We start from the raw sequence: 14595 nt of genomic DNA on the forward strand, positions 1-14595 counted from the left end.
TTATGAGCAAAAAACTTAAAATAGGGATTCCATGCAGTGAAGCCAGTCTTGTTTGTGATAAATCACAATATAACGAATCTTCTTTCTGGGAAAAAGTTAAGCTAAATTTACATATGTTGTATTGTAAAGCCTGCAGGAACTATGCAAAAACCAACAACAAACTCTCTTCCATAATAGCGCAATCTAAAGTGAAATGCATGGATAAAAAAAACAAGGAGTCACTTAAGAAGACATTCAATAAAGTTTTGAAAGAAGAAAATTTCAATTGACAACAAGCATCAAAAGCAACCATAAAATAGGAATTCCTTCTACCCAGAAAGCAGCATAATATCTGCCTTGTTTTTCTCTCGAAAACCATATTAATAAAACTGTCAAAACAAGGATTGTTAATAACACTAAAACTCTATTTATACACACCTCTTGCTTTAAGAATTCTAAAATCAACATCCCTAAGCCAAGAAAAAAACCTAATATTTTAGTGCGTTTTACACCCAGATTTTGAGGTATGGTATACAATTTCAGGCTATCAAATTGCAAGTCTCTGATTTCAAAAGGCAACATCAGCATAATCACCAGTAGAAAACGCTGGACACTTACTATTACAACCATAGTATCCATTGAAAAATGATTATTTTGCAGTGGAATAAAAACAGTCACACCCACCCAAACAAGCGCAATTAAAAAAACTTTTAATCCACTAATATTTCGTAGGTTACTTTGTTTATTTAAAAATTTTCTTTTCGGTATAAAAGGAATGGTATAAAGAAATGTCAATATGGCAAAAACTGCAATGTATATGATAGTAATTTTTTCAAGATTAAAACTATAATAGCCCATAAAAACAAAACAAATAAGTGAAAAAATTTGTATTAACCTTAGCCATTTTGATAAGCTGCGATGCTGAAATTTTGCGACTTCAAAATATTTAACAAAATTATAGCCTGTTATAGTAGCATAAAAAATAAAATAGAGAACCGCCTTATCATAAGAAATATTAAATTCTAGTAGTGTCATATATGACAATGAAAACACCGCTATAGCAACATGAATACTGCTGTTTATATAAAAATTTAATATATGTTTCAAGCAAATCATCATACAAAAGTAACCAAAGTGTTAATAACGTCATTTTTTGGTTAAAAACTTTCACTTCTATAGCTAAATAAGGTCTAATTATTACGTAATTTTGTGCCTCAATTTCAATAGCATTATACATGAATACAAACGCTTTTGCACTGCGTCATATTGGTCCTAGAGAAGACGACCAAAACCTTATGTTGAAAACTATAGGGGTAGATTCCTTAGACCAATTAATTTATGAAACCGTACCCGATGATATCAGGTTAAAAAAGCCATTAAAACTTGATGAACCTATGTCTGAACATGACTATTTAGTTCATATTCAGGAATTATCAAAAAAAAATAAAGTATACAAAACATACATAGGACTGGGGTATCATCCAACTATTTTACCTGCAGTTATTCAAAGAAATATTCTTGAAAATCCAGGATGGTATACGGCTTATACCCCATATCAAGCTGAAATTGCTCAGGGTAGACTTGAAGCTTTATTAAATTTCCAAACTATGATTACCGATTTAACAGGTATGGAAATTGCCAACGCCTCCCTTTTAGATGAAAGCACAGCAGCTGCTGAAGCCATGAGTTTGATATTTGCAGTACGTGAACGTGATCAAAAGAAAAATAATATTAATAAATTTTTTGTTTCAGATAATATTTTACCTCAAACATTGTCATTGTTGCAAACCAGAGCCAATCCAATTGGTATAGAATTGGTTGTTGGCAATGAAAATACGTTTAATTTTTCATCTGATTTTTTTGGTGCCATCATACAATATCCAGGTAAAGACGGACAAATAGTTGATATCAAAACATTTATAAGTAAAGCCAATGAATCTCAAATCAAGGTGGCAGTTGCTGCAGATATTTTGAGTTTAATAAAATTAGAAGCTCCGGGTAAATTTGGTGCAGATGTGGTTGTGGGCACCACGCAAAGATTTGGAATCCCTATGGGATATGGCGGACCGCATGCGGCGTATTTCGCCACTAAAGAAGCCTACAAACGTGACCTGCCAGGAAGAATTATTGGGGTCACAAAAGATACTAATGGCAACAGAGCCTTACGTATGGCATTACAAACGCGTGAGCAGCATATTAAGCGAGATAAAGCAACTTCAAATATTTGTACTGCACAAGTTTTATTGGCAGTTATGGCTGGCATGTATAGTGTTTATCATGGCCCAAAAGGTTTAAAGTTTATTGCTGACAAAGTACACAATACGGCTTCAACACTTTCTGAATATTTGTCTAAATTAGGTTTTAATCAAGTGAATACGTCTTTTTTTGACACGCTTCAAATTAAAACAGACGCAAAAAAAATTAAAAAAATAGCCAAAGAGAAAAATATCAATTTCTTCTATCCTGATGATGAAACAGTCACTATTTCCATCAATGAAACAACTTCTATAAGAGATATTAATGACATTCTTTCAGTGTTTGCTGAATCGGCTGAAAAGATAACTTTAGTGATTCCTTCTCTTTCAGAATCCAATAATATTTCGAAAAGTATTCAAAGAACTACTGACTTTTTAACACTGGATGTCTTTAACACTTATCATTCTGAAACAGAATTGATGCGTTATATAAAATCACTTGAACGTAAAGATTTATCATTGAATCATTCCATGATTTCTTTAGGGTCTTGTACAATGAAATTGAATGCTGCTTCAGAAATGTTGCCGTTAAGCTCTCCTAACTGGGGAAATATGCACCCATTTGTTCCAGTAGATCAAGCTGAAGGTTATTTGACAGTATTAAAGGAATTAGAAGATCAATTAACTATAATCACTGGTTTTTCGGCCACATCTTTACAACCAAATTCTGGCGCTCAAGGGGAGTATGCGGGTTTAATGGTTATAAAAGCATATCACGATTCTAGAGGTGATCATCATAGAAATATCTGCTTAATTCCTTCATCAGCACACGGTACGAATCCGGCGAGTGCTGTTATGGCAGGAATGACTGTAATTGTTACCAAGTCAACTCATGAAGGTAACATTGATGTGGATGATTTACGTGAAAAAGCAGAATTATATAAAGATAATTTGTCATGTTTAATGGTAACTTACCCATCCACTCATGGCGTTTACGAATCTGCTATTAAAGAAATTACTCAAATAATTCATGATAATGGTGGTCAGGTATATATGGACGGCGCCAATATGAATGCCCAAGTAGGATTAACAAATCCCGGAAATATTGGAGCAGATGTTTGTCATCTTAATTTACATAAAACTTTCGCTATTCCTCATGGTGGTGGTGGCCCGGGCGTTGGACCTATTTGTGTTGCAAAACAACTGGTTCCGTTTTTACCAGGAAATCCATTGGTTAAAACTGGTGGAGAAAAAGCGATTACAGCTATTTCAGCAGCACCTTATGGTTCTGCATTAGCCTGTTTGATTTCTTATGGCTATATAAAAATGTTAGGCGCTGAAGGCTTAACACAATCTACTAAAATTGCTATTCTAAATGCCAATTATATCAAACATCGTTTACAAGGTAGTTTTGATACTTTATATTCTGGTGAGCGTGGCAGAGCTGCTCATGAAATGATTGTTGATTGCAGAGCTTTTAAAGCTAATGGTATTGAAGTAACTGATATTGCAAAACGCTTAATGGACTATGGCTTTCATGCGCCTACGGTTTCCTTTCCGGTAGCTGGAACCCTGATGATTGAGCCCACAGAAAGCGAAAGCAAACAGGAAATTGATCGTTTCTGTGACGCTATGATTTCTATCAAAAAGGAAATTGATCAAGTGTCAAAAGAGGATGAAAATAACGTTTTAAAAAATGCACCACACACCTTAGAAATGGTAACCGCGAGTGAGTGGAAATTTCCTTACTCACGCGAAACCGCAGCATTCCCTTTAGACTATGTAAAAAACAATAAGTTTTGGCCATCTGTCAGAAGAGTTGATGATGCTTATGGTGACAGAAATTTAATATGTACTTGTGCTCCAATAGAGGCTTATATGGAGGCGTAAATGGGGTGTTGAACATCGTAATAATTTTTACAAAATAATTTGCCTTTAATTTATAGTCAGTATTTTTGTAAGAAGACTAAATTAAAGGCTTAATTTTTATTTATGAATATTAAAATTACCGGTACTGGAAGCTATATTCCTGGTACTATAGAGAAAAATGAAAATTTTAACTCACATCACTTTTTAAATACAGACGGCTCACCCATTAATAGTGAAAATACCGTAATCATTGAAAAATTCAAAGCTATTACAGGAATTCACGAACGTCGGTATGCCGAAGAGCATTTAACCTCGTCAGATTTAGGTTTTTTCGCAGCTAAAAAAGCTATTTCAGATGCTAAAATCAACCCAGAAGAATTAGACTATATTATAGTGGCTCATAATTTTGGTGACGTAAAACATAATACCTTACAAAGTGATCTTTTACCTTGTTTAGCTTCTAGAATAAAACATAGTTTACGTATAAAAAACCCGAAATGTGTAGCCTATGACATTTTATTTGGTTGCCCGGGTTGGATTGAAGGCGTTATTCAAGCCCAAGCTTTTATTAAGGCAGGTATGGCCAAAAAGTGCTTAGTTATTGGAACTGAAACCCTATCAAGGGTGGTTGATAAGTACGACAGGGATTCCATGATTTATTCAGACGGCGCTGGTGCAACCGTTATTGAAGCAACAGAGGAAGAAGGAGGTATTTTAGCACATGAAACAGCTAGCTATACTTATGATGAAGCTTACTATTTATTTTTTGGGAATTCTAATAATCAGGAACTTTGCAAAGACACAAGATACATTAAAATGGATGGGCGTAAAATCTATGAATTTGCCTTAACCAATGTGCCAAACGCCATGAAAAGCTGTCTAGAAAAAAGTGGTACATCAATAAACGATATTAAAAAAATTCTTATCCATCAGGCCAACGAAAAAATGGATGAAGCCATTATAAAACGCTTTTACAAGCTATACAAAATGAATCCACCCACAGATATTATGCCTATGAGTATTGATAAACTTGGCAATAGTTCAGTAGCGACCGTTCCTACCTTATTTGATTTAATAAAAAACAATAAATTGGAAAATCATAGCCTTACAAAAGGCGATGTTATTATATTTGCCAGTGTTGGTTCAGGAATGAGCATCAACGCCATTGTTTACAAATATTAATAGTACCGCTTTTGCGGAATTTCATAAAAATGTACGACAAAAGCTATCCAAATAAAAGATATAAACACACGATCCAGTTTTTAAAAAAGCATGTTCCAGAATCTGCAACTATTTTAGACTTAGGTGTTGAAAATCCATTTTCTAACATCATGTCTTCAGAAGGGTTTAAAGTTAAAAACACCAAAGGCGAAGATTTAGATGTAGACACTTCAGCAATTAAAAATTCTCAAGCAGAAATCGTCACAGCCTTTGAAATTTTTGAACATCTTCTTTCTCCTTTTACGGTTTTAAAAGCGATTCAATCGAATAAATTAGTAGCAAGCGTACCATTGCGTTTATGGTTTTCTTCAGCATATAAAAGTAAAACAGATATGCGAGACAGACATTATCATGAATTTGAAGATTGGCAGTTTGACTGGTTATTAGAAAAGACCGGCTGGGAAATTAAAGCGCGTCAAAAATGGACCAATCCAACAAAAAAGATTGGTATCAGACCATTACTGCGCTGGATTACACCAAGATATTATATTGTTTATGCTGAGCGTATCAATAATTAAATTCTAAACTCAAAAACGGTATAAATAGATTAACTTTGAGTATTAAACTTAAAGCTTTGAATTTTTATATTGTTATACCAGCTCATAATGAACAAGATTCTATTGGCCTTACTTTAGATTCTTTAGTTAGACAAACACTTTTACCAAAAAAAATTGTGCTTGTTAATGATAATTCAACAGATAGAACCCAAGATATCATAGAAAGTTACACCAGTAAATACTCCTGGATTCAATTAGTAAATACAAAATCTTCGAATGAGCATTTACCCGGAGCAAAGATTATCAATGCGTTTTATAAAGGTTTTGAAGTTTTAGATAACAACTATGATGTCATCTGTAAATTTGATGCCGATTTAATTTTTCCTCCTAATTATTTAGAACAAATTTCTAAACATTTTAACTCAAATACGCGTTTAGGAATGGTTTCCGGGCATTGTTTTATCGAAAAAAACAATCAATGGGTTTTGGAAAATTTAACAAATAAAGACCATATAAGAGGAGCCCTTAAAACTTACAGAAAAGATTGCTTTATTCAAATAGGAAAATTGAAACCTTCTATGGGTTGGGATACCGTTGATGAGCTTCTGGCAAGATATTACAAATGGACTATTTTAACAGATGAAACGCTTCATGTGAAACATTTAAAACCAACCGGCATCAGCTATAACGAAGCCTCAAAACATTTACAAGGAGAAGCCATGTATAAAATGCGTTATGGCTTTAGAATCACCTTGATTTCTGCTATAAAACTGGCATTCAAAAAACGGAGATTTTCCTTATTTAAAGATTATATAGCTGGCTATTTTGAAGCTAAAAAGAATAAATCACCCTTTTTAGTCACAGAAGATCAAGGCCTCTTTATACGAAGGTTACGATGGAAAGGGATGTTGAATAAATTCAATTGAAACTCCAGTTTTTATAACTGCTAGATGCTTCTAATTGAGATTCTAATGAATCGCCCAATTCTGGAAAAAAATCGATTCCAGTGAGTACTTCAATATCATCAACTGAAACCACAAATTCATAAAGTGCTTTATCAGAATTTTTGTTGGGCATTAAAAAAGCAAGCATTTTCATTTTCCCCTTATTATTATCCAAAATAATTTTATAAAACTGATTGGGTACCGCAACATGCTCTTCACCAATCGTTTTTAGATCTTTTTCAAGCACGCCGCCAGTAACCACAAAAACACCCTCATATTTCACTGCCCAATAGCGCACTTTTTGTTCTAGTGTATTCCAAATGCCTGCATTAAATTCATGTTCTTGGGGACTTATATTACTGGTTAAGAAAGTTTCTTTATAGACCGCTTTACTATAATTCCTATCACCTGCCGGACATAAATGCCCGCGATCATATCCCGAGTTTTTATAGTTGCGCCAATGGGCCGCACCGGTTTTGACAGCTCTATCAATTTCGAAATAAGGTCTTTCAAAATTATAATTAGAAAGCTGCCCTTTTTTTAATTCATAAGCAACCCATTCAGCTTGTTCAAAGAGTTCACTATAGGATAACGAATACCCTTCATGGTGCACAATTTGCCCTGTTGTACTAGTAGGCAAGAAGTACTCGTTTGTTCTAGCTTTTGGATTTTTACCCTCAGTTACAATTTCAGTTTTTTCTTCTTCCTTCAGAAAATGTTCATAACCATAAATACTAAATACAAGAAGTACAGCAATTATTGAATATATGAGTCTTTTATTCAAATTAATCTAACACAAATTCTAAAGGTTGCCCTGCGTTACCATTAGGATAACTTATATTTAATAAGGCAGCCATCGTAGGAGCAATATCTGTTATTTCTGTTTTCTGGAAGGTCTCACCCTGACTTATACCCTTACCAAAAAACAATAGAGGCACATGGGTGTCATAACTATAGGCTGACCCATGGGTTGAACCTGTTTTACCATAAGAAATAACCGCAGGATCTAAAATAAAAACAACATCACCGGAACGCTTTTGACTATAACCATTTTGAATTAATTGCTCTATTCCAAAAGAAAATGAAGTAGTCGACATTATAGTTGCTGTATAGGCCTTATCTATGAATTGATAATCAATAATCTCATTAACTATTGCTTCCTGCACATCATCTAAATCTAAATCTAATTCCTTTATTTTTTTTCTATTTAAAAATATTTGATCATTACTAATGCTTTCTATCAAATTTGAAGATTTATAGGTGTCTTCCATAAAACCGATAATTTTCCTACTAAATTCTCTTGAATTAAAATATCCTGCAGGTATTTTTACACTTTGCAAATAAGAAGGCACATTAATAGCTGCATGGTCAGCTGTTAAAAAAACAGTGTAATTATCCTTACCTATTTTATCATCTAAAGCTTTTAAGAGTCTTTCAATATCCAAATCTAAACGCAAATAAGTATCTTGAATTTCTTTGGAATTAACACCAAAATTGTGACCTATATAATCTGTACTTGAAAAACTTACTGTTAATATATCAGTGATACTATCATATCCTAATTGTTCCGCTTCAATGGCTTCAATGGCAAAATCAGCAGTTAAACTGTTTCCATAAGCGGTTGTTTTTAAAATATCATAACCTCCATTGTCATCTTTTAATTTAGATAAATCATAAGGAAATGTTGCCGTTTCTTTACCATTAAATCCACCTTCAAAATTATTTAAATCCGGACCACTTTCTTGATAACTAGATATATCATACAACGTATTCCAAACCTTTAAATAAGAATCAACAGAATGCTTTTTATTAAAATCCTTTACCCATTTAGGAAGCTCATTCATATAAAATGTACTTGATATCCAATTACCTTCATCTTGTCCTTGAAACCAATATGCTGCATTAGCCGTATGCCCTGCTGGCAAAATAGCGCCTCTATCTTTAATAGCTATTCCAATAGTCTTTCCTTGCATTTGGGTAAACAATCTATTTTCATCAGTAAATGTTGTTGTTTTCATTCTATGTGGAGACATTTGACCTGCGCTTCCAGAGGTACCAACAGATTGTACCGAATCGTCCTGAACACAGTAAACACCCTTTTTTATTTCTTTATCGTACCAATCATTCGAAATGATTCCGTGATATTTTGGTGTAGTACCGGTATAAATTGATGTGTGACCCGGACCCGTATAGGTTGGAATGTAGTTAAAGTGATTATTTTTACAATTAAAACCTTCATTCATCAACCGTTTAAAACCGCCTTCACCATATCTACTATAAAAACGTGTTAAATAATCATACCGCATCTGATCAACTACAATGCCCACTACTAATTTTGGACGTTCATTTAAGTCGAATTTGTTATTAATTGGACTGGTTGAATTACTGTTTTGAGCGTTGCATGAACTTATTGCAATAAAGAATAAGAAAAAGTAAATTAAATGTTTCATTGATGTATGAATATGTGATAAAACAAAAATACTGATTTAAAAACATCTTAATTTAAAATTTAGGTTAAATACCTTTAACTTTTTTTTACTTTAGCGTTAATAAATTTAAACATGACATACCTTAATTATATTGGCGCTTATTTCTTGATGATAGCCGAAATGTTTCGTAAACCAACCAAATGGTCCGTTATGAAACAGTTGATACTAAAAGATATTGACGACTTAATTATTGGTTCATTAGGTATCGTGGCTTTTATCTCCTTTTTTGTTGGAGGTGTTGTAACCATTCAAACGGCCTTGAATATTGATAATCCATTAATTCCTAAATACTTAGTAGGTTTTGCAACCAGACAATCTGTAATTCTAGAATTTGCCCCTACATTTATTTCCATTATTATGGCTGGTAAAGTAGGTTCCTTCATTACGTCTAGTATTGGAACTATGCGGGTAACAGAACAAATAGACGCTTTAGAGGTGATGGGAATCAACTCTCTTAACTATTTGGTGTTTCCCAAATTTATTGCCTTGTTACTATACCCTTTTGTCATTTCCATTGCTATGTTTTTAGGAATTCTTGGTGGGATGGCAGCCTGTGTTTATGGAGGATTTAGTTCACTTGATGATTATATTATTGGCATTCAAACAGATTTTACGCCTTTTCATATCACATACGCATTTATTAAAACCTTGGTATTTGCTTTTATTTTAGCAACTATTCCATCTTATCACGGGTATTATATGAAAGGCGGTGCACTTGAAGTTGGAAAAGCAAGCACCACATCCTTTGTATGGACCAGTGTAGTTATTATCCTTTTAAATTATATTTTAACCCAAATGCTATTGAGCTAATGATAGAAGTTAAAAACATACATAAATCGTTTGATGGCGTTGAAGTTTTAAAAGGAATTACCACCACTTTTGATAAAGGAAAAACCAATCTCATTATTGGACAAAGTGGATCGGGAAAGACCGTTTTTATAAAATGCTTGCTTGGTTTATTTGATTATGAAGAAGGATGTATTTCTTATGATGGTAAGATATTTTCTCAACTGAGTGAGGACGAAAAAAGAAATTTACGTGCTGATATTGGTATGGTATTTCAGGGCAGTGCATTATTTGACTCTATGACCATTGCTGAAAATGTGATGTTTCCATTAAAAATGTTTACAAAACAAAGCAAAAGCGAAATGGAAGATCGGGTTGATTTTGTTTTAAAACGTGTGAATTTAATTGACGCCCATCATAAAATGCCAAGCGAAGCCTCTGGTGGCATGCAAAAACGTGTAGCCATAGCTAGAGCGATTGTAAATAAACCTATGTACCTGTTTTGTGATGAACCTAATTCTGGTCTAGATCCAAAAACAGCCATCATTATTGATAATTTAATTAGGGAAATTACGGATGAATATGATATTACTACCGTGATTAACTCTCATGATATGAATTCAGTCATGGAAATTGGTGAAAAAATAGTATTTTTAAAAGACGGTTTAAAAGCATGGGAAGGATCAAAAGAGACTATATTTAAAACCGACAATGAGGTGGTTACTGATTTTGTTTATTCTTCTGAACTGATGAAAAAAGTACGTCAAATGTATATTGAGGAAAAGCAATAGCCCCTTTAAATCAAGTTATTTTATTTGAAGACTTTATAGAATTATCTTGATAACCCTCAAATTCTAATTTAAATAGCGTATCTTTAAAATTGGATTATTTATCCGTGGATATCAATTATCTCTTCGCAAAAGTCTAGAAGTCAACTTAATGCCTGAGTACTAGAAAATAACCCAAAAATAAAATGTAATATAACGCTTTACTTAACTCATTAATATGTGATTCGTTTTAATTCAAAATAGAATCATATGGCTTTACTTAAAATGGGCGTTATTGGAACTTCAAAAAAAGAAGACGAAAGACGGGTCCCTATACATCCAGAACATTTAAAAAGGCTTCCAGAACATATACGCAGACAACTTATTTTTGAAAAAGGCTATGGCAAACCTTTTAATATTGAAGATGAAGAAATCATTGAGTTGACCGGAGGCATGGCTACACGACATGAAATATTATCTGATATTGGATCAGTCATAATAGCCAAACCAATCCTCTCTGATTTAGAAGAATTAAAAACAGGAGGCATTTTATGGGGCTATCCACACTGTGCCCAGCAAAAGCAGATTACACAAACAGCCATTAACAAAAAATTGACCTTAATAGCTTTTGAAGATATGTATGTGTGGAACCCCAATGGACAAATTGGTAGGCACACCTTTTACAAAAATAATGAAATGGCCGGTTATTGCGCCGTTATACATGCGCTCCAGCTAAAGGGAATAGATGGCCATTATGGAAACCAAAGAAAAGCAATCATATTCAGTTTTGGTGCTGTTAGCAGAGGCGCTATCTATGCATTGAAAGCGCATGGGTTTAGAGATATTACGATCTGCATTCAAAGACCAGATCATGAAGTACGAGAAGAAGTTTTAGATGCGCATTATACCAGAGTTAGAAAAGGAAAAGAAAATGAACCGCGACTGGTTGTTGTAGAACATGATGGCTCCGAAAGACCTTTATTGGATTTAATTCAAGAATCTGAAATCATCATTAATGGTACCTATCAAGATACAGATGACCCCATCAATTATGTCAACGAAAACGAAAAATCGATGCTCAAGCCAGGCACCTTAATTATTGATGTAAGTTGTGATGAAGGCATGGGCTTTTATTTTGCTAAGCCTACTACTTTTAAAAATCCCATTATATCGGTTGATAAAATAGATTACTACGCCGTAGATCATACGCCCAGTTATTTTTGGGAAAGTGCTTCAAGATCCATTTCTGCAGCTATGATTGTGCATTTACCATCTGTAATTGCCGGTCGCGAAAGTTGGCAAGAAAACAAAACTATTGAAAATGCCATCAATGTTAATAAGGGGGTCATTGTAAAAGATACTATTCTTAGATTTCAGAACCGTGAAAAAGCATATCCTCACAAAGTGAAATAATTGGTTTATTTCTGTGATTTTTAGAGGATTCGTTTGACGGTTTGACTATGAGTAGTTGCGTGTTAGCAATTAATTGGCAGGCAGGGTTTACAAGTAATACCAAACTATAAAATCCATTATTAAGTTATTCATAATTATTTAACTTCAAGAGTCTCAGATTCCAACTCTACAATAATCTCATTTTTACGATTAAAAAATTCAAAAGGAGGATTATATCCTAAAAAGTAAAATCGGTTTTTATAAGTTATTCCCTCGGTATCTAAAGCTGATTTTAATTTCTGTTTATACTTTTCTATTTTTTCATCATTAGCCCAACCACCAAATGTTATGGCAGCAACAATTTTTGCCGGTTCTTCCCGAAATTTGATCTGTGATTGGTTAGGTTGTGGAAGCGTTTCTTTTTTAAATTTCTTTGGAACCATAAACATCATAGTCATAGAGTCTTCCAAAGACATGGCCACTGGCGAAGTCATCGCTATTTTTTCATTCTTTTCATTTCCACCAAAAATGTATCCTGCTAAAATCGAGAACCCTTTACTCGAAGCATCTTTATATTTATTACCTGTGAGTTGGACGGAAGTAAACAAACGTGCTTCGTAGCTGCGTATTTCAAACGCATCATGTTTTTTATTGACTGCATAAGGATAGGTTTCAATATTTCTTTGCCCACTTATAGCAAAAAGTTGCACAATTATGAAGGCTATTAAGATTACTCCGATTAAGATGAATAGTGTTTTCATTGCTTAAATTTAAGTATAAAGCTATTTTAGTTTTTAATGACTTATATCAGACGTTAAACGAAATGAGTCTCTTTTTTGTACAAAACGAAACCTTAATTAGCCCGCTTCACCACTAAAGTATCCAATTTCAGCTTTAGTTTTAACCACTGTTCCAGTTTTTTACTATCCTTTTCTCTTCCTTTTTCATTGCTCAAGGAATCGTTCCATTTAACTGTAAATACATTAATAGTATCCATTTTTTTGAAATTGGTATTTATTAAACTGGCATAAGAAAATTGTTCTAAATTTTCATAATTGATTTTCACTTCCTGAGTTAATTCTTCAAATGGAATATAATGGCGCTCTAATTTTGAAAGTTGTTTTACCTTTCCTTCTAGGAAATCTATTTTTTGGGTTTGAGACAATAAATCGAGAGAATCCCTGTAACGTAACTCTTCCATATATCTGAAATTGTCTAAATTTTTTGATATATTTTGATTGAAATTTAAAGTTGTCTCCGTTAAGGAACTATAATCTTTCATTCTACCTTTTAAAATATTTATGGTAGACTCCGGAATTTCATCCAGCCCGAAAGTGTTGATGTCAATTGAAGAAGTCTTGCGGTCAGTATAATTATAAATGGCATTCTTTTTTATGTATTCAAAATGAGGTAATTGAACACATTCATTAGCGACAAATGCCTTAGCATCTCTGCTAAAATTACTTTCCTGTAACACATTAACAAACGTCCAAATAGCAGGGATCATAACCACAATAGCCAACACAGAAGCAATCCTCCCAATGCGTTTACGTTTCGCAGAATTGACATATTTCAACATTGGAAAGCGAAGTACTTTTAAAATTATAAAAGTTGCTAATGCTATAAAAATAGTATTGATGGTAAACAAATACATGGCACCGCCAAAATACATCCAATTACCTTTAGCCAAACCGTAACCAGCGGTACAAAGTGGTGGCATTAAGGCTGTGGCTATGGCAACCCCGAAAATTGCAGACGCAATGGTTCCTTTTTTCGTTCTGGCAATTAATAAAGCTGAACCCCCAAAAAAGGCAATTAGTACATCACGAATATCTGGCTTCACTCTACCTAAAAGCTCTGAAGTATCTTCACTTAAAGGAAATAAATAGAAAAACAAAAAGGCGGTTAATAAACTTAAAACAATCATAATCCCTAAGTTTATTAAAGATCGCTTTAAAGTATCAACATCATTAATGGCAATTGATAGACCTACTCCAAGAATAGGGCCCATAAGTGGCGAAATTAACATGGCTCCTATAACAACAGCCGTAGAATTGGCATTTAAACCAATGGAGGCTACAAAAATGGAACAGACTAATATCCATGCCGTTGCTCCTTTAAAGCCTATATCGTTTTTAATGGCCTCTACAGTCGCATCTCTATCTGTGTCTTCTCTAAAATCTAATAACTCCCGTAAAAACCTTTTAAGACTAACAAACAGCCCTTGAGCTTCCTTTTTTATATCATCTTTAGTCTGATCTACAGCAGATCCCTTTTTGATTTCTTCTTCAGAAGAGTTAGATTTATTTTCGTCCATATCTTTTAAAATAACTTATTGTAAAATCAGCTTTAACTACCTGAAATTTTATGACTTTAAGTAACAAGTTTTCAGCTACAGACTAAGATATAAAATAAATATCTACAATTATATTTCTGTACTATAAATAAAATCATTT

Annotated in this window: 13 protein-coding genes; 8 read left to right on the forward strand and 5 right to left on the reverse strand. The window is 33.5% G+C overall.

All coding sequences use genetic code 11. The features are described from left to right. The first annotated feature begins 2 nt into the window (after nucleotides 1-2). Nucleotides 3-269: a hypothetical protein gene (locus V8G56_RS14760; RefSeq protein WP_395439228.1), complete on the forward strand. Its 267-nt coding sequence runs from the start codon at nucleotides 3-5 to the stop codon at nucleotides 267-269. On the opposite strand, the gene V8G56_RS14765 is transcribed toward V8G56_RS14760, so the two are convergent. After that, nucleotides 262-1095, reverse strand: a complete 834-nt coding sequence (locus tag V8G56_RS14765) for a UbiA prenyltransferase family protein (RefSeq protein WP_395439229.1) — start codon at nucleotides 1093-1095, stop codon at nucleotides 262-264. The two genes, V8G56_RS14760 and V8G56_RS14765, sit on opposite strands and share 8 nt — an antisense overlap. A gap of 119 nt (nucleotides 1096-1214) precedes the next feature. Here V8G56_RS14765 and gcvP point away from each other — a divergent pair, with 119 nt between their 5' ends. From gcvP to V8G56_RS14785, 4 genes are all read left to right on the forward strand, one after another. Further along, nucleotides 1215-4064: an aminomethyl-transferring glycine dehydrogenase gene (gcvP, locus tag V8G56_RS14770; RefSeq protein ID WP_395439230.1), complete on the forward strand. Its 2850-nt coding sequence runs from the start codon at nucleotides 1215-1217 to the stop codon at nucleotides 4062-4064. Between the two features lie 102 nt (nucleotides 4065-4166). Next, on the forward strand, nucleotides 4167-5225 hold the full coding sequence (locus V8G56_RS14775) for a 3-oxoacyl-ACP synthase III family protein (protein ID WP_395439231.1): 1059 nt from the start codon (nucleotides 4167-4169) through the stop codon (nucleotides 5223-5225). A 29-nt stretch (nucleotides 5226-5254) separates the two neighbouring features. Further along, nucleotides 5255-5782 carry a methyltransferase gene (locus tag V8G56_RS14780; RefSeq protein ID WP_395439232.1) on the forward strand — a complete coding sequence of 176 codons (528 nt, stop codon included), beginning with the start codon at nucleotides 5255-5257 and terminating at the stop codon, nucleotides 5780-5782. A 56-nt stretch (nucleotides 5783-5838) separates the two neighbouring features. Continuing rightward, nucleotides 5839-6687: a glycosyltransferase family 2 protein gene (locus V8G56_RS14785; RefSeq protein WP_395439233.1), complete on the forward strand. Its 849-nt coding sequence runs from the start codon at nucleotides 5839-5841 to the stop codon at nucleotides 6685-6687. Here the strand turns inward: V8G56_RS14785 and V8G56_RS14790 are convergent. Both V8G56_RS14790 and pafA read right to left on the reverse strand, forming a co-directional pair. Then, a complete protein-coding gene (locus V8G56_RS14790; RefSeq protein ID WP_395439234.1) occupies nucleotides 6680-7489 on the reverse strand; it encodes a DNA/RNA non-specific endonuclease in 810 nt (269 codons plus the stop codon). The two genes, V8G56_RS14785 and V8G56_RS14790, sit on opposite strands and share 8 nt — an antisense overlap. A gap of 1 nt (nucleotide 7490) precedes the next feature. Continuing rightward, a complete protein-coding gene (gene pafA, locus V8G56_RS14795) occupies nucleotides 7491-9155 on the reverse strand; it encodes an alkaline phosphatase PafA (RefSeq protein WP_395439235.1) in 1665 nt (554 codons plus the stop codon). 111 nt (nucleotides 9156-9266) lie between these two features. Between pafA and V8G56_RS14800 the strand changes: the two genes are divergently transcribed. The 3 genes from V8G56_RS14800 (at nucleotide 9267) to V8G56_RS14810 (ending at nucleotide 12160) form a co-directional block, all read left to right on the forward strand. Beyond that, complete coding sequence (locus V8G56_RS14800; protein ID WP_395439236.1) at nucleotides 9267-10004, forward strand: MlaE family ABC transporter permease; 738 nt, start codon at nucleotides 9267-9269, stop codon at nucleotides 10002-10004. Further along, the gene (locus tag V8G56_RS14805) at nucleotides 10004-10771 is read left to right on the forward strand and encodes an ABC transporter ATP-binding protein (RefSeq protein WP_395439237.1); all 768 of its coding nucleotides are present in this window, start codon (nucleotides 10004-10006) and stop codon (nucleotides 10769-10771) included. The genes V8G56_RS14800 and V8G56_RS14805 overlap by 1 nt, the downstream gene beginning before the upstream one ends. A gap of 246 nt (nucleotides 10772-11017) precedes the next feature. Continuing rightward, nucleotides 11018-12160 carry a N(5)-(carboxyethyl)ornithine synthase gene (locus V8G56_RS14810; protein ID WP_395439238.1) on the forward strand — a complete coding sequence of 381 codons (1143 nt, stop codon included), beginning with the start codon at nucleotides 11018-11020 and terminating at the stop codon, nucleotides 12158-12160. Nucleotides 12161-12294: 134 nt separating this feature from the next. On the opposite strand, the gene V8G56_RS14815 is transcribed toward V8G56_RS14810, so the two are convergent. Together V8G56_RS14815 and V8G56_RS14820 are read right to left on the reverse strand one after the other, a co-directional pair. Then, entirely contained in the window at nucleotides 12295-12900 is a 606-nt protein-coding gene (locus V8G56_RS14815; RefSeq protein ID WP_395439239.1) for an SOUL family heme-binding protein, read from the reverse strand. 92 nt (nucleotides 12901-12992) lie between these two features. Next, a complete protein-coding gene (locus V8G56_RS14820) occupies nucleotides 12993-14456 on the reverse strand; it encodes a DUF389 domain-containing protein (RefSeq protein ID WP_395439240.1) in 1464 nt (487 codons plus the stop codon). Nucleotides 14457-14595 lie beyond the last annotated feature (139 nt).

Source organism: Gaetbulibacter aquiaggeris (genome assembly GCF_044003965.1).
Classification (GTDB): domain Bacteria; phylum Bacteroidota; class Bacteroidia; order Flavobacteriales; family Flavobacteriaceae; genus Yeosuana; species Yeosuana aquiaggeris.

What these genes read in the sequence shown, in the direction of transcription:
- V8G56_RS14760 (WP_395439228.1), top strand. Translation starts at nt 3, where the DNA reads ATGAGCAAAAAACTTAAAATAGGGATTCCATGCAGTGAAGCCAGTCTT.
- V8G56_RS14765 (WP_395439229.1), bottom strand. Translation starts at nt 1,095, where the DNA reads ATGATTTGCTTGAAACATATATTAAATTTTTATATAAACAGCAGTATT.
- gcvP (WP_395439230.1), top strand. Translation starts at nt 1,215, where the DNA reads ATGAATACAAACGCTTTTGCACTGCGTCATATTGGTCCTAGAGAAGAC.
- V8G56_RS14775 (WP_395439231.1), top strand. Translation starts at nt 4,167, where the DNA reads ATGAATATTAAAATTACCGGTACTGGAAGCTATATTCCTGGTACTATA.
- V8G56_RS14780 (WP_395439232.1), top strand. Translation starts at nt 5,255, where the DNA reads ATGTACGACAAAAGCTATCCAAATAAAAGATATAAACACACGATCCAG.
- pafA (WP_395439235.1), bottom strand. Translation starts at nt 9,155, where the DNA reads ATGAAACATTTAATTTACTTTTTCTTATTCTTTATTGCAATAAGTTCA.
- V8G56_RS14800 (WP_395439236.1), top strand. Translation starts at nt 9,267, where the DNA reads ATGACATACCTTAATTATATTGGCGCTTATTTCTTGATGATAGCCGAA.
- V8G56_RS14805 (WP_395439237.1), top strand. Translation starts at nt 10,004, where the DNA reads ATGATAGAAGTTAAAAACATACATAAATCGTTTGATGGCGTTGAAGTT.
- V8G56_RS14810 (WP_395439238.1), top strand. Translation starts at nt 11,018, where the DNA reads ATGGCTTTACTTAAAATGGGCGTTATTGGAACTTCAAAAAAAGAAGAC.
- V8G56_RS14815 (WP_395439239.1), bottom strand. Translation starts at nt 12,900, where the DNA reads ATGAAAACACTATTCATCTTAATCGGAGTAATCTTAATAGCCTTCATA.
- V8G56_RS14820 (WP_395439240.1), bottom strand. Translation starts at nt 14,456, where the DNA reads ATGGACGAAAATAAATCTAACTCTTCTGAAGAAGAAATCAAAAAGGGA.